This is a genomic window from Sphingobium cupriresistens LL01 (assembly GCF_001046645.1).
Lineage (GTDB): Bacteria > Pseudomonadota > Alphaproteobacteria > Sphingomonadales > Sphingomonadaceae > Sphingobium > Sphingobium cupriresistens.
Genome location: NZ_KQ130441.1, coordinates 1 through 19,475, shown reverse-complemented (window position 1 = coordinate 19,475; position 19,475 = coordinate 1). Strand labels below are relative to the sequence as shown.

At 61.1% G+C, this 19,475-nt stretch carries 22 protein-coding genes and 4 pseudogenes; 8 read left to right on the top strand and 18 right to left on the bottom strand.

The features are described from left to right. Positions 1-47: 47 nt before the first annotated feature. The 6 genes and pseudogenes from V473_RS24660 to V473_RS21720 form a co-directional block, all read left to right on the top strand. Positions 48-793: pseudogene (locus V473_RS24660) on the top strand (IS5 family transposase). Positions 794-1,031: 238 nt separating this feature from the next. Then, entirely contained in the window at positions 1,032-1,406 is a 375-nt protein-coding gene (locus V473_RS21740) for a type II toxin-antitoxin system RelE/ParE family toxin (RefSeq protein WP_013041565.1), read from the top strand. Beyond that, positions 1,403-1,729 (top strand): helix-turn-helix domain-containing protein, encoded by a 327-nt coding sequence (locus tag V473_RS21735; RefSeq protein ID WP_006964370.1) that lies wholly within the window; start codon positions 1,403-1,405, stop codon positions 1,727-1,729. The genes V473_RS21740 and V473_RS21735 overlap by 4 nt, the downstream gene beginning before the upstream one ends. Next, positions 1,729-1,971 carry a hypothetical protein gene (locus V473_RS21730; protein WP_013041566.1) on the top strand — a complete coding sequence of 81 codons (243 nt, stop codon included), beginning with the start codon at positions 1,729-1,731 and terminating at the stop codon, positions 1,969-1,971. The genes V473_RS21735 and V473_RS21730 overlap by 1 nt, the downstream gene beginning before the upstream one ends. A 157-nt stretch (positions 1,972-2,128) precedes the next feature. Further along, positions 2,129-2,893, top strand: coding sequence for an IS6-like element IS6100 family transposase (locus V473_RS21725; protein ID WP_001389365.1), 765 nt, complete (start codon positions 2,129-2,131; stop codon positions 2,891-2,893). 54 nt (positions 2,894-2,947) lie between these two features. After that, positions 2,948-3,682, top strand: a pseudogene (locus tag V473_RS21720) (Tn3 family transposase); the annotation flags it as partial. Between the two features lie 432 nt (positions 3,683-4,114). Here the strand turns inward: V473_RS21720 and V473_RS21715 are convergent. From V473_RS21715 to V473_RS21680, 8 genes are all read right to left on the bottom strand, one after another. Continuing rightward, the gene (locus V473_RS21715) at positions 4,115-4,393 is read right to left on the bottom strand and encodes a hypothetical protein (RefSeq protein WP_066609325.1); all 279 of its coding nucleotides are present in this window, start codon (positions 4,391-4,393) and stop codon (positions 4,115-4,117) included. Next, positions 4,383-5,033 carry a recombinase family protein gene (locus tag V473_RS21710; protein WP_066609324.1) on the bottom strand — a complete coding sequence of 217 codons (651 nt, stop codon included), beginning with the start codon at positions 5,031-5,033 and terminating at the stop codon, positions 4,383-4,385. The genes V473_RS21715 and V473_RS21710 overlap by 11 nt, the downstream gene beginning before the upstream one ends. Beyond that, positions 5,030-5,440 carry a thermonuclease family protein gene (locus tag V473_RS21705; RefSeq protein ID WP_066609323.1) on the bottom strand — a complete coding sequence of 137 codons (411 nt, stop codon included), beginning with the start codon at positions 5,438-5,440 and terminating at the stop codon, positions 5,030-5,032. Before V473_RS21705 ends, V473_RS21710 begins: the two co-directional genes overlap by 4 nt. Beyond that, complete coding sequence (locus V473_RS21700; protein WP_066609322.1) at positions 5,440-5,691, bottom strand: hypothetical protein; 252 nt, start codon at positions 5,689-5,691, stop codon at positions 5,440-5,442. Before V473_RS21700 ends, V473_RS21705 begins: the two co-directional genes overlap by 1 nt. Before the next feature lie 90 nt (positions 5,692-5,781). Continuing rightward, positions 5,782-6,177 carry a hypothetical protein gene (locus V473_RS24225; RefSeq protein WP_169793977.1) on the bottom strand — a complete coding sequence of 132 codons (396 nt, stop codon included), beginning with the start codon at positions 6,175-6,177 and terminating at the stop codon, positions 5,782-5,784. Between the two features lie 12 nt (positions 6,178-6,189). Next, positions 6,190-6,534 carry a hypothetical protein gene (locus V473_RS21690; RefSeq protein WP_014194368.1) on the bottom strand — a complete coding sequence of 115 codons (345 nt, stop codon included), beginning with the start codon at positions 6,532-6,534 and terminating at the stop codon, positions 6,190-6,192. A gap of 23 nt (positions 6,535-6,557) precedes the next feature. Beyond that, positions 6,558-6,971: a hypothetical protein gene (locus V473_RS21685; RefSeq protein ID WP_066609321.1), complete on the bottom strand. Its 414-nt coding sequence runs from the start codon at positions 6,969-6,971 to the stop codon at positions 6,558-6,560. After that, positions 6,968-7,423 (bottom strand): hypothetical protein, encoded by a 456-nt coding sequence (locus V473_RS21680; RefSeq protein WP_201785576.1) that lies wholly within the window; start codon positions 7,421-7,423, stop codon positions 6,968-6,970. The genes V473_RS21685 and V473_RS21680 overlap by 4 nt, the downstream gene beginning before the upstream one ends. Positions 7,424-7,698: 275 nt before the next feature. Between V473_RS21680 and V473_RS21675 the strand changes: the two genes are divergently transcribed. Then, complete coding sequence (locus tag V473_RS21675) at positions 7,699-8,463, top strand: IS6-like element IS6100 family transposase (protein ID WP_001389365.1); 765 nt, start codon at positions 7,699-7,701, stop codon at positions 8,461-8,463. Positions 8,464-8,481: 18 nt separating this feature from the next. Here the strand turns inward: V473_RS21675 and V473_RS21670 are convergent, their stop codons facing one another. The 4 genes and pseudogenes from V473_RS21670 to linX all read right to left on the bottom strand — a co-directional run bounded on the left by V473_RS21670 (position 8,482) and on the right by linX (position 12,373). Beyond that, on the bottom strand, positions 8,482-9,639 hold the full coding sequence (locus V473_RS21670) for an FAD-dependent oxidoreductase (RefSeq protein ID WP_021246209.1): 1,158 nt from the start codon (positions 9,637-9,639) through the stop codon (positions 8,482-8,484). A 428-nt stretch (positions 9,640-10,067) separates the two neighbouring features. Then, positions 10,068-10,538, bottom strand: coding sequence for a hexachlorocyclohexane dehydrochlorinase (gene linA / locus V473_RS21665; protein ID WP_013040172.1), 471 nt, complete (start codon positions 10,536-10,538; stop codon positions 10,068-10,070). A gap of 60 nt (positions 10,539-10,598) precedes the next feature. Next, positions 10,599-11,338 (bottom strand): annotated as a pseudogene (locus V473_RS21660) (SDR family NAD(P)-dependent oxidoreductase). 282 nt (positions 11,339-11,620) lie between these two features. After that, positions 11,621-12,373 carry a 2,5-dichloro-2,5-cyclohexadiene-1,4-diol dehydrogenase LinX gene (linX, locus tag V473_RS21655; protein ID WP_007682029.1) on the bottom strand — a complete coding sequence of 251 codons (753 nt, stop codon included), beginning with the start codon at positions 12,371-12,373 and terminating at the stop codon, positions 11,621-11,623. A gap of 367 nt (positions 12,374-12,740) precedes the next feature. Here linX and V473_RS21650 point away from each other — a divergent pair, with 367 nt between their 5' ends. Beyond that, positions 12,741-13,979, top strand: coding sequence for an acyl-CoA dehydrogenase family protein (locus tag V473_RS21650; protein WP_007682027.1), 1,239 nt, complete (start codon positions 12,741-12,743; stop codon positions 13,977-13,979). Positions 13,980-14,113: 134 nt separating this feature from the next. On the opposite strand, the gene gorA is transcribed toward V473_RS21650, so the two are convergent. The 6 genes and pseudogenes from gorA to V473_RS21625 all read right to left on the bottom strand — a co-directional run. Continuing rightward, a complete protein-coding gene (gene gorA, locus V473_RS21645) occupies positions 14,114-15,460 on the bottom strand; it encodes a glutathione-disulfide reductase (RefSeq protein ID WP_007682024.1) in 1,347 nt (448 codons plus the stop codon). 38 nt (positions 15,461-15,498) lie between these two features. Further along, positions 15,499-16,491, bottom strand: coding sequence for a molybdopterin-binding protein (locus V473_RS21640; protein ID WP_007682023.1), 993 nt, complete (start codon positions 16,489-16,491; stop codon positions 15,499-15,501). Beyond that, positions 16,488-17,429, bottom strand: coding sequence for an XdhC family protein (locus V473_RS21635; protein WP_007682022.1), 942 nt, complete (start codon positions 17,427-17,429; stop codon positions 16,488-16,490). Before V473_RS21635 ends, V473_RS21640 begins: the two co-directional genes overlap by 4 nt. Before the next feature lie 170 nt (positions 17,430-17,599). After that, complete coding sequence (locus V473_RS21630) at positions 17,600-18,412, bottom strand: TonB-dependent receptor domain-containing protein (protein WP_244884600.1); 813 nt, start codon at positions 18,410-18,412, stop codon at positions 17,600-17,602. Between the two features lie 144 nt (positions 18,413-18,556). Further along, positions 18,557-19,126: a hypothetical protein gene (locus V473_RS23775; protein ID WP_062121710.1), complete on the bottom strand. Its 570-nt coding sequence runs from the start codon at positions 19,124-19,126 to the stop codon at positions 18,557-18,559. A gap of 100 nt (positions 19,127-19,226) precedes the next feature. Further along, positions 19,227-19,475, bottom strand: a pseudogene (locus tag V473_RS21625) (ExeA family protein); the annotation flags it as partial.

The following is a 19,475-nucleotide window of genomic DNA, read 5'->3' as shown; positions in this document are numbered from 1 at the left end:
AGGCAGCCTTGGGCGAGCGGATCGGCGTTACAGACGAAGAATGGGAAGTGATCGGGGCGCTTCTGCCGCCTGAACATGGTCGTGGATGCCGCCCGGCACAGGATAACCGCCCCTATTTCGAAGGCATGATGTGGATCGCCCGGACCGGCGCGCAATGGCGGCATCTGCCCGATGAGTACGGCAAGTGGAACAGCGTGTTCCGGCGCTATCGACGCTGGGTCACGACCGGCGTGTTCGATGCCATGCTCGAGACGTTGGGCGAGTTGGCGGGGCGCGATACATCCGCCGACATGATCGATAGCACGGTGGTCCGGGCACATCATTGTGCTGTCGGCATAAAAAGGGGACTCAGCAAACCGAGGCGCTTGGCCGATCGCGAGGCGGCTTCTCCACCAAGCTCCACGCCAGATGCGACGCCAGAGGCCTCCCGCTCGGCTTCGTGCTGACGCCCGGACAGGCGCACGATGTGCAGGGCTTTGCTCCGCTGTTCCGCATGATTAGCGACCGGATCGGGGCCTTCCTGGCTGATCGGGGCTACGATGCCGACGCCATCCGCAAGGAGATCGAGGCAGCCGGTGTAGAGGCGGTAATCCCGGCCAAGGTCAACCGGCGCAATCCCGCCCCGCACGATCGCACGAAATACAAATGGCGCAACCTCATCGAGCGTCTGTTCAACAAGCTCAAGAACTGGCGGCGGGTCGCCACCCGCTACGACAAAACCAAGGAATCTTACCTCGGCTTCGTCGCACTCGCCTCAGTCAAACTATGGATACCCTTTGTCCACGAAACCTAGTCCTTGCGGGCCATCGTCGGAAGTGGACGGCCGCACAAATTGGGGGGCGTGGGCCGCGCCGGGCCTCTAGCATAAAATTACGGCCCTGCATCCCCGGCGTTGATACATTCGTCGCGCAGGGCGCTCGATTGAGCCGCCCCGATCGCGGTCGCCTCAATCGGCATAGCGAGCTGGCAATATGCACATACGCGCATAATTTCCGCTTGCGGGTTATGTATATTTGTGCATAATAGCCGCGATGGATACGGAACGGCCGGTTCGATGGGTGGCATCGTCAAAGCGCGATTTTCGGGAGTTCCCGGACGATGTGCAGGACGTAATGGGCTATGCCCTGCACCTTGCGCAGCAAGGCGGGCAGCACGCCAGCACTAAGCCGTTGAAGGGCTTTGGCGGCGCTGGCGTGGTCGAGATCATAGACGACCACCAAGGCGATACGTTCCGCACGGTCTATACGGTCAAATTCGCGGAGGCGGTCTATGTCCTGCACGCCTTCCAGAAGAAATCCAAGCAGGGCAAGGCCACGCCGCAGGCCGATATGGATTTGATCCGAACGCGGCTGAAATCCGCCGAGGAGCATCACCGGCAACACCAGACCCCGCGAGGCACAGCATGAGCGCACAGGACGAAATCATTGAGGAAGGCAGCGGCAATGTCTTTGCCGATCTAGGCTTTGCCGACCCCGACACCCACCTTTTGAAAGCCCAGCTCGTTACCCGTGTGGCCGAGGCCATGCAGGAGCGGAAGTTGACGCAGATCGCCGCCGCCAAGGTTACGGGATCTACCCAACCGGAATTGTCGCGCATCCTGCGAGGCCAGTTCCGCAGCGTCTCGGTTGAGCGGCTTCTAGCCATGCTCACCCGGCTTGGCTGCAAGGTCGATATTGTCGTGCGCCCGCAGGGGCGGACCACTGAATCGGCCGTGATCCACTTCGCCTAATGTGCGATGATTTCGCGCAAGCCCGGCTCGATATGTTCGAGGCCGGGCTATTCGGCCAAGGGCCTGCCTTCTGGCGCTGGATCGAAACCGACGCGGCGCAACCCTATCTTGCCGCTTTCGCCGCCGATCGACGGCCGCCCGAACCCGGCGAACCCTTCGCTATCGACCTTGCGGCCGACGACTTGCTTGCTCCCGATCGCCTCGCCCAGCTCGCCCTACAGATCGAGGCCGACCATGCTTGATCCCAATCCGTCCGTAGCCGACCTTGACGCATTGCTAGATCGCCACCGCAATGACGATGCGGCTATGGAAAAGATCGTTCGCGGGTATCTCCGTTGGGCTCTGTTGCAAAAATCGTGAAGCTTGAGCATGCTTGGCGGAGATTGGACGGACGGAACGATGACGGATTTCAAGTGGCGCCATTTCCAGGGTGATGTGATCCTGTGGGCGGTGCGCTGGTATTGTCGCTATCCGATCAGCTATCGCGACCTTGAGGAAATGCTGGCGGAACGCGGCATTTCGGTCGACCATACGACGATCTATCGCTGGGTCCAGTGCTACGCCCCGGAGATGGAGAAGCGGCTGCGCTGGTTCTGGCGGCGTGGCTTTGATCCGAGCTGGCGCCTGGATGAAACCTACGTCAAGGTGCGGGGCAAGTGGACCTACCTGTACCGGGCAGTCGACAAGCGGGGCGACACGATCGATTTCTACCTGTCGCCGACCCGCAGCGCCAAGGCAGCGAAGCGGTTCCTGGGCAAGGCCCTGCGAGGCCTGAAGCACTGGGAAAAGCCTGCCACGCTCAATACCGACAAAGCGCCGAGCTATGGTGCAGCGATCACCGAATTGAAGCGCGAAGGAAAGCTGGACCGGGAGACGGCCCACCGGCAGGTGAAGTATCTCAATAACGTGATCGAGGCCGATCACGGAAAGCTCAAGATACTGATCAAGCCGGTGCGCGGTTTCAAATCGATCCCCACGGCCTATGCCACGATCAAGGGATTCGAAGTCATGCGAGCCCTGCGCAAAGGACAGGCTCGCCCCTGGTGCCTGCAGCCCGGCATCAGGGGCGAGGTGCGCCTTGTGGAGAGAGCTTTTGGCATTGGGCCCTCGGCGCTGACGGAGGCCATGGGCATGCTCAACCACCATTTCGCAGCAGCCGCCTGATCGGCGCAGAGCGACAGCCTACCTCTGACTGCCGCCAATCTTTGCAACAGAGCCCATTACACTGATACCGGCGGCGCGACGGACCATGTCTTTGCCCTTTGCCATCTTCTCGGCTTCCGGTTCGTGCCCCGTCTGCGCGACATCGCCGACCGGAAACTCGGCTCGATCGCCGCGCCTTCGACCTACAAAGGCATCGAAAGCCTCATGGGCCGCACGATCAAGACGGCGGCGATCGAAGCCGATTGGGATGACATCGTCAGGATCGTCGCCTCCATTAAGGAAGGAGCCGTTGCGCCCTCCGCGATCCTGCGCAAGCTGGCCGCCTACAAGCGCCAGAACAGGCTGGATTTTGCGCTGGCCGAACTCGGCCGCATCGAGCGGACGCTATTTGCGCTCGACTGGCTTGAACAGCCCGACTTGCGTCGCGCCTGCCAGGCCGGCCTCAATAAAGGCGAAGCACGTCATACCCTTGCCGCCGCGATCTACACCAACCGACAGGGGCGGTTCACCGATCGCTCGATCGAGAATCAGGAATATCGGGCATCGGGCCTCAATCTGCTGATCGCGGCGATTTCTTACTGGAACACCGTCTATATGGACAGGGCCGCCCAGCATCTCCAATCATCCGGCGGCACCTTCGATGATGCGCTGCTTGCCCATCTCTCGCCGATGGGCTGGGTGCATATCAGTTTGACCGGCGACTATCTGTGGCAAAGGGCAAACCGGCTCTCCCCTGGCGAGTTCCGCACCCTCAACGATCCCATGGCCCGCTTCAAACTCGTGGCATAGCCAGTGTTCTCATTATGTCCGCCAAATCGTTGTCTGGCGCACAAACCTTGAGGTGACGCCTATCGAGCCGGATGAATTTTCCGAATTGGTCACTTATCCCCCCAACAAGCAAAACCGATGGCAGCGATCTCGCGCCATTTCCGAAACTGTGCTGTCGGGAGTAGGCCGGAAAGCCAGCGGCACGCCCCCATTTTGGAGGCGTGCCCGCTTGGAACCGGGTGTTGGAAACCTGATAATCGTCAGGCGCGAACGCCTTTAAAGCCGGGTGGCTTCTGGACATGCGCGTCCGCCACCCGGTCGTTAAGCTCGACCGGCTCGATTATCAGAGGGTTTCCACGCCCCCGCCCACGTCTCCGTAGGTAGTGCGTGAATAGGCCGAAAGTGCCTCGAAAAGCAATGAATCGTTACGCTAAAGGGACGGGCCGCGCGCTATCAGTCAGCGTCATCGGGCGTCGTCGCCAGCCCGTCCCTCGTAAGCGTCGTATCCTCAATAACGCGGAGAATTTCCGAACCGCGCATATGGCACATGCGCCAGCGTGCCCCCGGCGTTGCACCTTCCGCGCGATCGGAAGCAACAATGCCGTCGAACATCGCGCACGCCTCGTCCAGCGTGGCAGTTTCGCCTATCAGGTGCCAACAGCCTTTCATTTGGCCCGCCATGCGGAAGTCCACCGAAAAGCGGTCGCCTTCCCGATAATCGTCATACGCCATTTTCTTTGCCCCCCGATCCGCTGCCTGCGGCCTCATCCGCTGCGCGTAGCGCCTCATAGAGCGGCGTCTTGCCGATCTTGAGCGCGGCGGCGGCCTGCCGCACCGTCAACCCCTTATCCATCATGTCGCGCGCGCGTTTCAGCACTCCGGGCGTGACAACCGACCTACGGCCGCCCTTTCGGCCGCGCGCGGCGGCGACCTCCAATCCGGCCTTTGTCCGCTCGCGGATCAGCGACCGCTCAAAGTCGGCCAGCGCGGCGAATATATGGAAGATCAACGCGCCGCTGGGCGTCGTCGTGTCCATCCCGGCATCTGTCAGCGATCGGAAGCCTATGCCGCGATCACGCAGATTTTCGACAAGCCCGACCAGATGGGGAAGCGAGCGGCCTAGCCGGTCGATCTTCCACACGACAAGCGTGTCTGCCGGGCGAAGATAGGCCAGCGCCTCGGCCAGCCCGGCCCGCTCGGCCTTCGCACCGCCTGCAACGTCCGTGAAGATGCGGGCACAACCCGCCTTCTCAAGCGCGTCGATCTGCAAGCTCATGTCCTGTTCGGGGGTCGATACCCGCGCATAGCCGATCAACGCCCCGCCTTCGGCGCTACGCCCGTTGGGCGTTCCGGGGTCTGGCGCGCCCATCATCGCCACCCCTGCCAGCTCGCGACCGCACGGGGGCACTCACGCGCAACCCGCCCGTCCTGATCCCAACGCGCCACATAGACAGCCTGCCCGGCCTCGATCTGGCGGCATGAGAGGCTGCGCCCCTGCACATAGACCAACGCCAGCGTGCGCCCGTAGGGGTCAACCCCTACGCGCTCGATCGAAAGCGGCCCTGTCATGGTCCGCTGCAACGCCTCTTTGCTCGCCTCTGCCCGCTGCCGGTCGCAAATCGCGCCGGGCTTGGGCACCGGCCTGCACCGGCTGTTGCTCGGATCGTCGGGCGCGTCCACGCCAAGAAACCGGATACGCTCGTCCCCGCATCTGATCGTGTCGCCATCGGTCACGGAACAACCCGCCAGCGCGGCGGCGGCGATGAACACCAAGGGCATCAAGTCAGCCTCTCCAACCGATAGCCAGAGGCATGATGTTCGCTGGGGCTGGCCGTGGTGATGTAGCGATCATCCCAAGGCGCGGCCCCTGCCAGCGCCAAATCGACCGGCCCCCCGATCTGTTTGGCAATACGGCCCGCCTTCGCCCGCGCGGCGCTATGGCTCGCCATGCGCTCGGTCGTAATCGTCGGTTGCGCCGCGATCACGCCGGATTCGTCCCCGGCATAGGCATGGAACTCAAATTGCAGCATGGGAGGAAAGCTAGTCTTACCCCCGCCCGTCGCGCCGAAAACGGCCGTGTGGCCCATAGCGTCACTCATCCCTTGATCCCCTTCGGAGCATCATTGCTCGCCATTCTCTCCGGCCTGCTTCTTCGCCGCGCGATCCCACTCCCACGCTTCATCAAGCATGATCGGGGCAGGCTTGCCCCCAAAGGCTTGCTCGATAGCCTTGGTGGCGGTGCCTCGATCGACGGCACCGGCATCGCCAGAATCGGAAGGCGGTCGATCGCCGGGGAAGCCCTGCTTCGCCAGCTCCTCGCCTATGATGATGCGGGTGCGGTCGCGCAGCTCGGCGGGCAAGTCGCCCATAATGGCCGTGAGGGCTTGCGAGGCGGCGAAGGCCCGCGCGACCTCGCCCCGCATTTCCGTGAGGGCCTTCGTCTCGCCAGATTCCGCAAGGCGGACATACAGCAAGCCGATTTCGCCCCATGTCGGCGTCAAGTCGATGGTTTCCATAGCAGGCGCTCCTTATCCGTGCCGCGTTTCCAGCTTGTCGGCTTCGGCCTTCGCCCCCGCCAGCTCGCTTTCAAGATTGGTGGTGTAGTCGCTCATCACGTCCCAACCTTCGTTGCCGTAGATGAAGCGGGCATAGCCCTGCCGCTCCATCTTCCCGGCCTCGTCGGGCTTCATGGCGAATAGATAATCCTCGTCGGTGGCGAACATGGCGGCCATGATCGCCTTAACGTCCGTGGACGCCTCCAAGGCGATTTCCTCGCCGTCATAGACCGACACGGCATAGCCGCCCGCAATCAGCCCCTCGGCCGCTTTCCGCGCAATCTGGCGCTCGATCGTCTGCCGCGTCTCAACCTTCATCGCTCTACCTTCCTTCGCCCTGTCTATAGGTCCAGCTCGCCTTGTCGGAACTCGGCGGGTTCCTCACCCTCGCGCCCCTGCCAGAGAATCTTGTCACCCGGCCCCCAAATGGTGACAAAGCCTTGCCCGCTGGGTCGATAGGCAGGCGGCGGCTTCGCCTCGTAGTTATAGCAACTGCTCCGGCCCATCGTGCCCGAAAATGAAAGCGGGCCTCCGGGCCTGTGCATCACGCGGAAGCAATGGCCGCTCGGCTCCTTCACGCGCCGCCCGCGCCCCGTCATTGCCCAATAGCGATAATCGGATTCCTCCCGCTCGCTGGGCGGCGTCCAATGGATGCAGCGCACGCAGGCGGCATCATAGGGCAAACGCGGCGGAGCTGGCGGGGTATCGTCCAGCGCCGGGCCTCCGTTGTGGCCGAAAGGCGGGCGGCCCGTCACGCGGCCTCCCTCTCCGTCAGCTCGCGACGGGCGCGGCGCTTTTCCAGCACGCGGCGCGCGGCGTGCGTCGACTCTAGATCGGGGTGGCCATTGGCGATTTCCTCAAGGGTCGCGCGAGGCGGTGCAATGATCGTTCCCGCGTCGATCGCCGCTTGATAGAGGCTCGCGGTCCTGCCTGCCTCGATCAACAGGCGGCGCGTTTCGCTCTCATACCATCTGCGGAAAGTCTTGGTCGTCGGCGCTGAACGCAACCCGGCGTGGATATGGCCTCGCGCCTCGGCCATCGTCACCAAGCCGCGCTCGCAGGCGAAGGCATCAAGGCTCTGGACGGGAACGGCCCCGGTCGTGTCGCGGTCCACGGCAAGCCAGCGCCGCAACTGCTGCCGGTGGATGCCGATCCCTCCGCCGTCCGTCTCTGCGATGCTCGGATGCTGGCCGATCGCGCGGCGCATCGCGTCCCGGTAAATGGCACCCCCTGCGAGGAGGATTCTATCAGCGCCCCGCGCCGCTTCCGCGAAGGCCGCATGATTGGACGTTGGGAGCCGGAGCAATTCAGCGGCCCGGCTCGGCGTCATGCGCTGCTCATAGTCAGCGATCGGCATATCTGCCGGATGAAAGCCATAGCGGGCGGACAGGAACCAGATTTCGGGGCGGCAATCTTCCCCCGGCTCTGTTGCAAAAATCGTGAAGCTTGAGCATGCTTGGCGGAGATTGGACGGACGGAACGATGACGGATTTCAAGTGGCGCCATTTCCAGGGTGATGTGATCCTGTGGGCGGTGCGCTGGTATTGTCGCTATCCGATCAGCTATCGCGACCTTGAGGAAATGCTGGCGGAACGCGGCATTTCGGTCGACCATACGACGATCTATCGCTGGGTCCAGTGCTACGCCCCGGAGATGGAGAAGCGGCTGCGCTGGTTCTGGCGGCGTGGCTTTGATCCGAGCTGGCGCCTGGATGAAACCTACGTCAAGGTGCGGGGCAAGTGGACCTACCTGTACCGGGCAGTCGACAAGCGGGGCGACACGATCGATTTCTACCTGTCGCCGACCCGCAGCGCCAAGGCAGCGAAGCGGTTCCTGGGCAAGGCCCTGCGAGGCCTGAAGCACTGGGAAAAGCCTGCCACGCTCAATACCGACAAAGCGCCGAGCTATGGTGCAGCGATCACCGAATTGAAGCGCGAAGGAAAGCTGGACCGGGAGACGGCCCACCGGCAGGTGAAGTATCTCAATAACGTGATCGAGGCCGATCACGGAAAGCTCAAGATACTGATCAAGCCGGTGCGCGGTTTCAAATCGATCCCCACGGCCTATGCCACGATCAAGGGATTCGAAGTCATGCGAGCCCTGCGCAAAGGACAGGCTCGCCCCTGGTGCCTGCAGCCCGGCATCAGGGGCGAGGTGCGCCTTGTGGAGAGAGCTTTTGGCATTGGGCCCTCGGCGCTGACGGAGGCCATGGGCATGCTCAACCACCATTTCGCAGCAGCCGCCTGATCGGCGCAGAGCGACAGCCTACCTCTGACTGCCGCCAATCTTTGCAACAGAGCCGTTGGGATCATAATGTTGATGTACGCGCGCACGGTCATGGTAATTGCGCTTCTCGTTGAAGACACGATTCCCATAGCGATTGACAATGAACATGCTGTCGCCCGGCGGAATCCATACGTCGCTTGGCACGCTTACATATTCCAGCGCCTCTTCCAGCACGATCTCGGCGCGCCAGGCGCTTCCCATATTGCCAAGCTTCGCTCCAACAGCCCCGGCAATCGATACAAAGTCGCCAGTATTGGTCGGCACCCCGCAACCGCCATAGACCGGCCCTGTCTGATGGAGATTGAGCATTTCGCGATTATAGGTGAACCCGCCCGTTGCGAAGATCACGCCTTTGCGCGCGCCAAAGGAAACCTCCTTCCCGTCGTTCAGCGCCTCGACGCCGAGCACCGCGCCATCCCCGTCGGTAACCAGGCGGACAACCTGGTGGCTGGTGAGCAGGGGAATGCCATAAGCGTCGATGCGCGCCTTGATCTGGCGCATCAACTCCGCGCCGAATCCTGGCGACCCATCAGGCTTGATGGGTCCGAGGCACCGTCCGCGAGGCACCTTATTGTTGCCGTCGAGCACGCCATAGTCAGGCAGATCGGTTCCCTGGCCGTCGGGAAGGACATGAAAGCGGCCTATCTCGGCTGCCTTGATTTCCCGCAACATGTCCGTCATCGGCGACGCGTTGTCGTAAAACGCCTCAAGCAGTTTGTAGACATCCTCACCCAGGCCGAGCGTCGGTGAATTGCTGTCGAAAAGATGCGGATATGAATAGGCAGCGCAATAAGCCAGGAGCGAAGCCTTTGGATCCTCGATCCCCCGCTCCTTCAGCCTGAAATTATTGGGCACCCAGAAAGCCCCACCGGATTTCGCGGACGTACCGCCATATACCGGCGCTTTTTCCAGCATGAGGACCTTCGCGCCGTCCTTGGCAGCCGCAAGTGCGGCAACCGAGGCGGCCGCGCCGCTGCCGACCACGACTATATCCGCGATTTGGGTCCACTGCCGGCCCACCGCGGCAACAGCCGGAGCAGATGCCGCAGCACCCAGGGTGGAAACCGCCAGCCCCGCGCCGCCGGCCTGGATGAAAGCGCGGCGAGATAACCGCGATCGCTCTGCCGATTGCTTCAAGAATGCCCTCCACCGGTCGAACGACCCAAAGCCGCCGACCGTCTCTCCTGCGTCGAAGTCAATGCTCCGCCCTTCTTTTACCGAAGCGAGATCACGTCGCACCTCGATACAAGGAAAGGATAGATTACCAAATGGTCACATGTCAACCGCGCCTGATCTCCGCATCGGCAAGCACGAGAAGGCAAATGGGGCCATCCCGAAACATCTTTCGATGGGCGGCGCTCATGCTTCTAACGGACCAGGCGGGCGAAATTGCAAGCCCGATCGGCAATGCTGAATGGGGGGCCACCATTCGGCGCCAGGTGCCCCGGCGTGACTCATCTCCAATCGCGAGTCGCGTTGTGTTTGAGTTCTCCATCCATATAAAATTGGGCATCCACACGACAAGCGTCATGTGAATGCCCAACTAATCACTTGTATATATAAGATTATGCGCCGGACGGTGCGAAATGAATGCCGGGCGGTGCGAAATGAATGCCGGCCAGCGGGGTGAAATAGTTCGTGCATGCGTTGCGCTTAGAGAACTTCCACACCCCGTCACGGCGCTCATACTCATCCGTGAAGACCGCAGCGATAAGAATCGACTGATTACCTTCGACGAGATTTCCAAGGAGAAGGACGTCGCCAATACCATTTACCTTGTCCGCGCTCACAAATTCCAAGCGCAGATTGGTTCCATAATGAATACATTCGTGAAACATTGGCCAGAGTACGTTATTGGCCAAATCGAGGGCGCCTTCCGGGCCCTTGTAGGTGCCGATTCCCTCAATGGTCCACTCTGCATCATCCCACCAAATAGAAGCGAGACGGCCCTCTTGGCGCTTGTCTACGGCAATGAGCTTGTCAGAGTAGAGGTCCTGAATCGCGGCCCGGCTTGCAAGTCTGTCTAGATCACTCATTTTGTATCTCCTAGTTGAATATAATCCCGTAATCTTAGCAGGATCGAGGGCATCAAGGATTTAGGCCGCAGAAGACCAGCCGCCATCGATGAACAGTTCCGTTCCAGTAACATATTTAGCTTCGTCTGACAGAAGATATAGCGCCCCATAAGCGATATCGTTCGGCTCGCCAAGATCGCCCATCGGGATCTGCGCTTTGTACCATTCAACCTGCTCGGGCGTGACGTTCGCCTGCATCGGCGTCTTCATGCCACCAGGAACGATGGTGTTCACCCGCACCCCTTGCCCGACATATTCCAGCGCAGCCACCTTGGTCATCGCGCGTACCGCAGACTTGGTCGCCGCATAGCTGATCAAGCCAGGCTCACAGATGACGCTGACGAGCGAACTGATGTTTAGGATCGCACCATTTCCCGACTTCGCAATTTCCGGCGCAACCATCTTCAGGCCCAGGAAAAGCGCAGTCTGGTTGACCGCGATCATCTTGCTCCAGCCTTCGAGCGTCTCGTCCTGGATCATCGCGCCGTGGATGATGCCCGCGGTGTTGTAAAGCGTCGTGAGCTTCCCAAAGGCCCCAACCGCCGCCTCGACAGCCCCCGCCCAGCTCGCAGCATCGGTGATATCCAGCCGCACGATAGGGCCTCGCCCCCGCTTTCCTGAATCTCGGCCACGACCTTGTTGCCCATTTCGACATTCAGATCGGCGACGACGACCTTGGCGCCCTCCTTGGCAAAAAGCCGAGCCTGCGCTGCACCCAGGCCGCTCGCCGCGCCCGTTACGAGCGCGACTTTTCCTGCCATTCTGTTGCTCATCCTGTGCCTCCTAAATAGCTTGAGCGCGCAATTCAGACCCGCGTCGCTGAGGGTTCTTTTTTCCGATGCACAACAACTGGGCCGATCACCGGACCTTGATCCAAGCACAATTACCAGTTGGTAGTCAAGCTGGATTCTGAGGAACCGGACCGAAAAGTGAGACTAAATGTCCAAGTCCCCTGGCCCGCTAATGCTGCCCCTTTGCGCGCGGCACGCAGCCGCGCGCTTTCACTTTCTAATGCTGTGTTTTCACAAATAATATCAATGAGTTCAAACACCCACGGACCAGCCTCCGTCAATCGGCAGATCCACGCCAGTAATATATTTCGCCTCGTCAGAGGCCAGAAAAAGCGCGCCGTTGGCAATGTCGATCGGGTCACCGAGCTTTCCCATGGGGATCTGGCTTGTCTGCTGCTTCAGCACGTCAGGGGGGACATTCGCCGTGATCGGCGTGTTCATTCCGCCGGGCACGATCGTATTCACCCGAACGCCGCGGTCCACAAACTCCAGCGCCGCCGCCTTGCTCATGATGCGCACGGCCGCTTTGGTGGCACAGTAGCTGGCATTGCCGGCGGTGGGAAACATGCCGATCAACGAACTGATGTTGATGATCGAGCCATTGCCCGACTTCACCAGCTCGGGGATTGCCGCCTTGATTCCGAGGAAGATAGCAGTCTGATTGACCGCCACCATCTTGTTCCAGCCTTCAATGCTCTCCTCCTCGAAGCCGCCAGGATGAATGATACCGGCAGTGTTGGATAGAGTCGTAAGCCCGCCAAAAGCCTCGACGGCAGCGGCAATCGCATTATTCCAGCTCGCCGCATCGGTAACATCCAACCGAATGAAGAGCGCATCGCCACCAGCAGCCCTGATTTCGGCTACGACGCCCTTGGCCATCTCTTCATTGAGGTCGCCGATTACGACCTTGGCGCCTTCTTCCGCGAAACGCTTCGCCTGAGCGGCGCCGAGCCCGCTCGCTCCACCCGTGATGAGCGCAACCTTGCCTGCGAGTCTGTTAGCCATTCTTCATCCTCCGAAAATGCTCAACTGCGCGAATTGACTTCGCTTCAGCCTTGACCACATCGCCAGTGGCCCCATGTGCCTGGCACCAGCCTGAAAGATCAGAGCATACTTACCACATGGTTACAAGCCTGCTTTGCGAGAGGACGAAATGCCCTCTTGTCCAGCCGGGGCGAAAGGCGCTGGTTCATACTCTATGTTCTACAATGGCTTCCTTTACAGCGTTCGCGGCCTGCAATCTCCGACTCGAAGTGAAAAAGCCTACGCAGATGGCGCATGCCCTCCTTTTATCGAATCGCTTGGATCATGCAGGGGTTAATGATAATTACCATGTGGTTATCATGCCCATGGGCCAGATAAGGACTGCAATATGAATTTCACGATGTCGCCCGCGGAAACCATGTGGCGTGATCGGGTCCGTAATTTCATGAACGATGTGGTTCGGCCCCATGATGAGACCTATGCCGCGCAGCAGGCTAGTGGAGAGCGGTGGAAGACTCTGCCGATAATCGAGGAATTGAAGGAGCGCGCGAAAGCGGACGGCATATGGAATCTTTTCATGCCGCCGCTGGCCGGCCACAATCCCGTCGACAGCAGCTTCGAGTTCGTCGCTCCGGGCCTTACCAATCTGGAATATGCCTCCTGCGCGGAAGAGATGGGCCGCATCGAATGGGCGTCCGAGGTGTTCAACTGCTCCGCGCCCGATACCGGCAACATGGAGGTCCTGCACCGCTATGGAACTCGCGAGCATAAGGAGCGCTGGCTCCGGCCGCTGATGGAGGGGAAGATTCGCTCGGTCTTTCTGATGACCGAGCCGCGAGTCGCATCCTCTGACGCCACCAATATCGAAACCTCCATCGTTTGTGACGGCGACCATTATGTGATCAACGGCCGCAAATGGTGGTCTTCGGGCATAGGCGATCCTCGATGCTCGGTCGGCATTCTCATGGGAAAGACCGATCCTGATGCCCCGCGCCATGCTCAGCAGAGCATGATCCTCCTGCCGCTCGACACGCCGGGGGTTAAGGTTCTGCGAATGCTTCCTGTGTTTGGCTATGACGATGCGCCTCATGGTCATGGCGAAGTCGAGCTGAAGGATGTTCGCGTTCCGGTCGAGAATATGCTGCTCGGCGAGGGGCGCGGCTTTGAAATTGCTCAGGGGCGATTGGGGCCAGGCCGAATCCATCACTGTATGCGCACGATTGGCTTGGCCGAGGAAATCTTGAAGAAAATGGTGGAGCGGCTCCTTTCGCGCACTGCCTTTGGGAAACGCCTAGCAGAGCATTCCATCTGGGAGCAGCGGATCGCCGAAGCACGGACGTCACTTGAAATGACCCGCCTCCTATGCCTCAAGGCCGCCGACGTGATGGACAAGCTTGGGGCCAAGGCAGCACAAGCGGAAATCGCGATGATCAAGGTGGCGGGGCCGCATATGGCGTTGAAGATCGCCGACGATGCGATCCAGGCGCATGGCGGCGCGGGCGTCGCCGACGACTTCGGCCTTGCGCGCGCCTATGCACATCTCCGCACAATGCGCCTGGTGGATGGGCCGGATGAGGTTCACAACCGCGCGATCGCTCGCCTCGAAATGCGCCGCTATCGTCAATAGTTGAATTGCCGACCCTGTTATTCGGTCGCAATGACCAGCTAACGGCCTGCCGGTCGCGTTCAGGCGAACGGCAGGCCAAGCGCATGACCGACGCAGCGCCCAGGCGCATACGTCGGTAGCTGGCAACCCAAGCCCTACCGCATCAGCACCAGTTCCTCGGCCATAGAGGGATGCAGTGCTACGGTATCGTCGAACTGGGCCTTGGTGAGCCTCGCCTTCACCGCGATCGCGGCGGCCTGCAGGATTTCAGGCGCGTCGGGGCCGATCATGTGGATGCCGACCACCACGTCGGTCTCAGGATGGACGACCAGCTTGTAGAGCGCGCGCTCGTGGCGGTCGGCGAGCACATTCTTCATCGCCCGGAAGTCGGAGGTGTAGACCTTGACCTCACCGAGCTTGTTGCGCGCCTCGGCCTCGGTCATGCCCACGCCCGCCATCGGCGGATGGCTGAATACGGCGGACGGGATGCAGCCATAATCGACCCGGCGGGGATTATTGCCGAACACAGTGTCGGCAAAGGCCTGGCCCTCGCGGATCGCGACCGGCGTCAGCTGCACCCGGTTGGTGACGTCGCCCACCGCATAGATGCTGGCGCAGCTCGAGCGGTTGTCGTCGTCCACCTTGATCGCGCCCTTGGCGTCGAGTGCGACGTCGGCCGTCTCCAGCCCGAGATTTTCGGTATGCGGGCGTCGGCCGGTGGCGAATAGCAGCATGTCGGCCGGGATCGGCTCATGGCCGGTCATGTGCACCAGCAGCGAGCCGTCCGGTTGCTTGTCGACCTTCTCGAAGGCGACGTGGAATTTGAACTCGATCCCCTTGGTCATCGAGATCTGGAGCAGCCGGTCGCGGATCTGCTCGTCATAGCCGCGCAGGATCACGTCGGTGCGGTTGACCAGCGTCACATGCGCACCAAACTGGTGGAAGATGCCGGCAAATTCATTGGCGATATAGCCCGCCCCTGCGATCACCACGCGCTTGGGGAAGGTATCGAGATGGAACACTTCATTCGAGGTGATGCCATGCTCGGCCCCCGGAAAATGGGGTACGATCGGCCAAGCGCCGGTTGCGATCAGGATTTTGCCGGCGGTGATCGTCTGGCCCGAGCCGAGCAGCACCTCATGCGGCCCGGCGACGGTCGCCCGCTCGCGGATGATCTCGACCTTATTGTTGCCGAGCGTCTCGGTGTAGAGACCTTCGAGCCGCGAGACCTCGGCGAGCACATTGTCGCGCAGCGCCGACCAGTCAAATTCGCAATCGGGCACCTTCCAGCCAAAGCGCCGTGCATCCTGCAGATCCTCGGCGAAATGCGAGCCATAGACGAGCAGCTTCTTGGGCACGCAGCCCCGGATCACGCAGGTGCCGCCCACCCGATGCTCCTCGGCGACCGCCACCCGCGCGCCATAGGCTGCCGAAACCCGCGCCGCGCGCACTCCGCCCGAGCCCGCCCCAATGACGAACAGATCATAGTCGTAGGTCAACATCCAATAATCCCAACCAAGTAAGTGTTGTTTTTCTACAGCTAGAGGGCGCGCGCATCGAGTCGTCCGCCTCCATCCCCGAGCAGACCGCCGACTCCCATGCCGGCGATCACATCGCTATCCACGCCGAACCCAGCGAAGAGCCGCTCCAATATCAGATCAACTCCATTACGCAGGGGGCTACGTGCACAACCCGGCAACCCAATGACAGCCCGCCTGCGCAACCAACCGAGGCACAGGAGATTGCCGGGATCGACCGGCATTCCCACCCGCTCCACGCGCCCGCCCGCTTGTCGAATGGCCGCGGGGACCACATCTTCGCGGTCGGCCGTCGCCGATGCCGCCATGATCAGCACAAGATCCGCCTCCGAAGAGTCCGCGAGCAAATTGGTTAGAGCCGCTTCATCATGATCGCAGATCCACACATGATTCAAATGTCCGCCAAGCCTCTCGACTCGCTGCCTTATAACGGTTTCGGTCTTGGCGAGAAGCTTGAGGCTTACGCTGCCTAGACTGGTTTGCACGAGATTGACCGAGAGGGGCCCGAATGCAGCTATACGGACCTTGCAACCATCCGCGACTTGCCCCGCTGAGACAAGTTCGGCTCGGGGCACCGCATAGGGAATTATCTTGACGGTGCCTACCACGTCGCCCGCGCGCACCGGCGTCATCGGCGCGACGGCGGCGAATGTGATCGCCTCCGTTGCCCGATTGAGCTTGCCTATGCCGTCGGGTGCATAAACGAGAAGGCCGTTCGTCTCGGCGATCAGATCAGCCCGCCCATGGACGGGAGGTTCGGCGCGGACATGATCTCCGGCCAGCCTCTGCGCAATCGCCATCGCGACATCATTTTCACCAATATCGTCCGTATCGAGCCGAGCAACGGTGAGCGCTTCCAATCCCGCATGCCGGACCGCCGCCAGATCATCGCAATCGAGCACGCGCCCTTTTGGCAAGCGGCGTCCCGGAATCGAGAGGCTATGGGCCAGGATCGCACCCTCGGCCTCTTCCAGCGATACCCGTCCAAACCTCACTTCGAGCTCCGCAAGACTGTCGTCATCTCGGCCAGGATGGAAACGGCGATCTCGGCTGGTCCCGCCGCACCGATTGGGAGCCCTGCCGGCCCATGGATGCGGGCGAGCTCCTTATCCGTGAAGCCGGCGGCGCCGAGCCGCTCGAGCCGGGCAGCATGTGTTTTTCGTGATCCCAATGCGCCGATATAGAAGGCCGGCGAGTTCAGAGCGCGCGCCAGCGCCGGATCATCAAGCTTTGGATCATGCGTCAAACTGACTACCGCGGAGCCGCCGTCCGGGCGCCAACGATCAAGCGCTTCGTCGGGCCAATTCTCGTCTACAGGTTGATCAAATCGGGCAGCCGCCGCGAACATGCCGCGCGGATCGATAACGGTTGTCTCATAGCCCGCAAGGCGCGCCATCGGGACGAGCAGCTGGGCGATATGAACCGCCCCCACGATCGCGAGACGACGGCGCGGAGGATAGAGATTGAAGAACCATTCCTTCAGAGGGGCCGCATTCTCGCGGGTCGCACCGCTTGTCAGATCCGTCGCCAGACCCAGCGGCAAACCCTGCGCCCGTGCATCAACGATACGCTCGATCAGCGCAGGCGGAAAATGTGCCCCATCGACGGTCTGTAACAGGATGGAGATTCGGCCGCCGCAAGCAAGTCCCACCTCCCAGGCCTGCGCGTCAGCCACGCCATAATCCAGGCGACGAAAGCCGCCCCCTGCCGCAATCAATTCGAGAGCCTGAACGATGACGTCGCCTTCGACACAACCGCCGCTGACGGAGCCTTCGAAAATTCCGTCGTCGCGGATCACCAGATGGGATCCCGCCCGCCGAGGCGCCGACCCCCAGGTCTCGATCACTGTGGCAAGCGCGACATGACGGCCCGCCGCAAGCCATAGCGCCGCGGCATCTATCACGACATCCAGGTCATCCGCTGCCTCAGCCATGATCCCATTCTGATCCAAAAAATGCTGAACTTAAAGGATTACGGCCGGAGCGTCCGAAAAATCGGATGCTCCGGCCGTATCCATTCAATGCACCACCGGCTTCATGCCGGCAGAGGAGGGGAGATCCCAGGCCAATCTCGACAGACCAACCCAAGATCCTCCGATCAGCTTTAGAAACGGAAGCTGGTCTTTACTCCGTAGGTGCGTGGCATGGCCGCATACCGAACCGCCGTATCGTACAGGAACGCTACGTTGTTCCAGTAATATTCGTTGGTCAGATTCTTCACCCAGAACTGGACCTGCCATGCATTGTCCGCATCCTGAAGTGCAATGCGAGCATCAACGGTGGTAAACGGCTTGATGTAGGTTACCGCCTTCGTCACCGCATCATGACCGATCGCAGCCTGCGTGCTGCTGTTATAGGTCAGGCTGGCACCCAAATTCACTGCCAGGCTGGCGCCAAGCGGAACGGTATAGTCGGCGTTTGCACTCGCATTCCATTTCGGAGCGAATGGCACCCGGTCGCCGGCAAAGTCAGTAAATACCCCGTCGGAATTCAGACCGGAGTATTTTTTGATCTTCGCGTCGACATAGGTCACCGCGCCACTGAGGTTGAGGCCATCGACCGGCCGCCATACGATGGCCAGCTCACCGCCCTTGACGGTGGACTTAGGCACGTTGTCGAGTGCGAACACGGTGCCGAAAGGCGGCTGATCGAAGAAGCCCCTCAGCTGCTTGTTGCGGTAGTCATAGTAGAAGCCAGCACCGGTGAGCAGCACCGAGCGGTCGAACAGCTCCTGCTTGAAACCCGCTTCGTAGGTAATGACCGATTCCTGAACGACCGGACGATATTGACTGACAGTCGCCGCCCCAATCGTTGGGAAGCTGCCTGCCTTATAGCTGTAGGCGATTGCAAAGATACTGGCCTCTGCTCGCAAACAGCGCGGATTTCTGCTCAGATTTGCTGACAGCAGGTGGGCCATGCTGCTCACGCTATGCGACAATGTGCTCGCCATCATCCGCGCCTGCTCGCAAACGGAGAAGGCCTGTTCTCGCTTTCTGCCAATAGCGAGGAGTGCCGGTGAGCGGTCTGGCAGCGATCGTTCCCGCCGGGTTTGCCGTAAGCATCAGCGCTCCCACTTCCTCAGGCTAGCAACGGATTGATCGTATAATGCCTGGAGCGAGCCGACCTGATTGTCTCGGAAGTGAATCGTCAGCACGAGATTGTCATACGGCAGATTGGCCGTGCAGAGCCCCGGCCGCGAGCCTCCGCCCATGGCGGAGCAACTCGCCAGCGATGGAGGACGCTTCTGACCTGCTTCGGCTGGCAACTGGTATGTCCAGAAAACACCATCACTTACCTTGCGCAGTGTTCGGCCGCGCCATGAAAGCGGGCGACTTGCGCAGACAGTCGAGTTGACAAGCGCCTCTGTTCCCGCTGCGCGGGCACACATCCGCTTCTTGCTTGCCACGCCCACCAAGTTTCGCTCCGGCAAGCTTGCGCTCGGATTTAGGTAGAACGAGAACCCGTCGCTGGGATCGAGCGCTGGTAGAAAGAACGGCTTATCATTGTCGGATATGTCGTTGGCTCTCGGGATGTCGAAGACTCGTCCCTCCAACCTCCTCTCGGCCGAGGCCGAGCACGCGCTGAGCAAGCTGACGATCGATAAAGAAGCTGCGGTAAGATGCCTGTTCATGCCGGCAGGCTATGAGAGAAGCGCAACGTCCACAATCGGTGGCACAGACGACATGCGTTGCGTCCGCGTGCGGGAGATACCAAGGCGAGGACAGCCAGTATCATATCGGCACACCGGCTTCGCGGAGCCGCTCGGTCAGGTCGCGGGTGTGTTCGGCGTCCAGCGTTCCGGCGAGGAACGCGCGTATGTCGGACGGCCGGGTGTTGAGCTGGCTGGCGAGCGCGCCCGCATCGTAACCGTTGCGCGTCAGCGTGGGTTCGAGGTCGTCAATCGCCCGCGACAGCACCTGCTCGACGATCTCGGCCGTGACGGGCTTGGCAGCGAAGCGGAAGCCCTGCTCGAAGGCGAG

Excerpts from the sequence above, each read along its gene's own strand:
- V473_RS21740 (WP_013041565.1), top strand. The coding sequence starts at position 1,032 with ATGGATACGGAACGGCCGGTTCGATGGGTGGCATCGTCAAAGCGCGAT.
- V473_RS21735 (WP_006964370.1), top strand. The coding sequence starts at position 1,403 with ATGAGCGCACAGGACGAAATCATTGAGGAAGGCAGCGGCAATGTCTTT.
- V473_RS21730 (WP_013041566.1), top strand. The coding sequence starts at position 1,729 with ATGTGCGATGATTTCGCGCAAGCCCGGCTCGATATGTTCGAGGCCGGG.
- V473_RS21725 (WP_001389365.1), top strand. The coding sequence starts at position 2,129 with ATGACGGATTTCAAGTGGCGCCATTTCCAGGGTGATGTGATCCTGTGG.
- V473_RS21715 (WP_066609325.1), bottom strand. The coding sequence starts at position 4,393 with ATGGCGTATGACGATTATCGGGAAGGCGACCGCTTTTCGGTGGACTTC.
- V473_RS21710 (WP_066609324.1), bottom strand. The coding sequence starts at position 5,033 with ATGATGGGCGCGCCAGACCCCGGAACGCCCAACGGGCGTAGCGCCGAA.
- V473_RS21705 (WP_066609323.1), bottom strand. The coding sequence starts at position 5,440 with ATGCCCTTGGTGTTCATCGCCGCCGCCGCGCTGGCGGGTTGTTCCGTG.
- V473_RS21700 (WP_066609322.1), bottom strand. The coding sequence starts at position 5,691 with ATGCTGCAATTTGAGTTCCATGCCTATGCCGGGGACGAATCCGGCGTG.
- V473_RS24225 (WP_169793977.1), bottom strand. The coding sequence starts at position 6,177 with ATGGAAACCATCGACTTGACGCCGACATGGGGCGAAATCGGCTTGCTG.
- V473_RS21690 (WP_014194368.1), bottom strand. The coding sequence starts at position 6,534 with ATGAAGGTTGAGACGCGGCAGACGATCGAGCGCCAGATTGCGCGGAAA.
- V473_RS21680 (WP_201785576.1), bottom strand. The coding sequence starts at position 7,423 with ATGCGCCGCGCGATCGGCCAGCATCCGAGCATCGCAGAGACGGACGGC.
- V473_RS21675 (WP_001389365.1), top strand. The coding sequence starts at position 7,699 with ATGACGGATTTCAAGTGGCGCCATTTCCAGGGTGATGTGATCCTGTGG.
- linA (WP_013040172.1), bottom strand. The coding sequence starts at position 10,538 with ATGAGTGATCTAGACAGACTTGCAAGCCGGGCCGCGATTCAGGACCTC.
- linX (WP_007682029.1), bottom strand. The coding sequence starts at position 12,373 with ATGGCTAACAGACTCGCAGGCAAGGTTGCGCTCATCACGGGTGGAGCG.
- V473_RS21650 (WP_007682027.1), top strand. The coding sequence starts at position 12,741 with ATGAATTTCACGATGTCGCCCGCGGAAACCATGTGGCGTGATCGGGTC.
- gorA (WP_007682024.1), bottom strand. The coding sequence starts at position 15,460 with ATGTTGACCTACGACTATGATCTGTTCGTCATTGGGGCGGGCTCGGGC.
- V473_RS21635 (WP_007682022.1), bottom strand. The coding sequence starts at position 17,429 with ATGGCTGAGGCAGCGGATGACCTGGATGTCGTGATAGATGCCGCGGCG.
- V473_RS21630 (WP_244884600.1), bottom strand. The coding sequence starts at position 18,412 with ATGGCCCACCTGCTGTCAGCAAATCTGAGCAGAAATCCGCGCTGTTTG.
- V473_RS23775 (WP_062121710.1), bottom strand. The coding sequence starts at position 19,126 with ATGAACAGGCATCTTACCGCAGCTTCTTTATCGATCGTCAGCTTGCTC.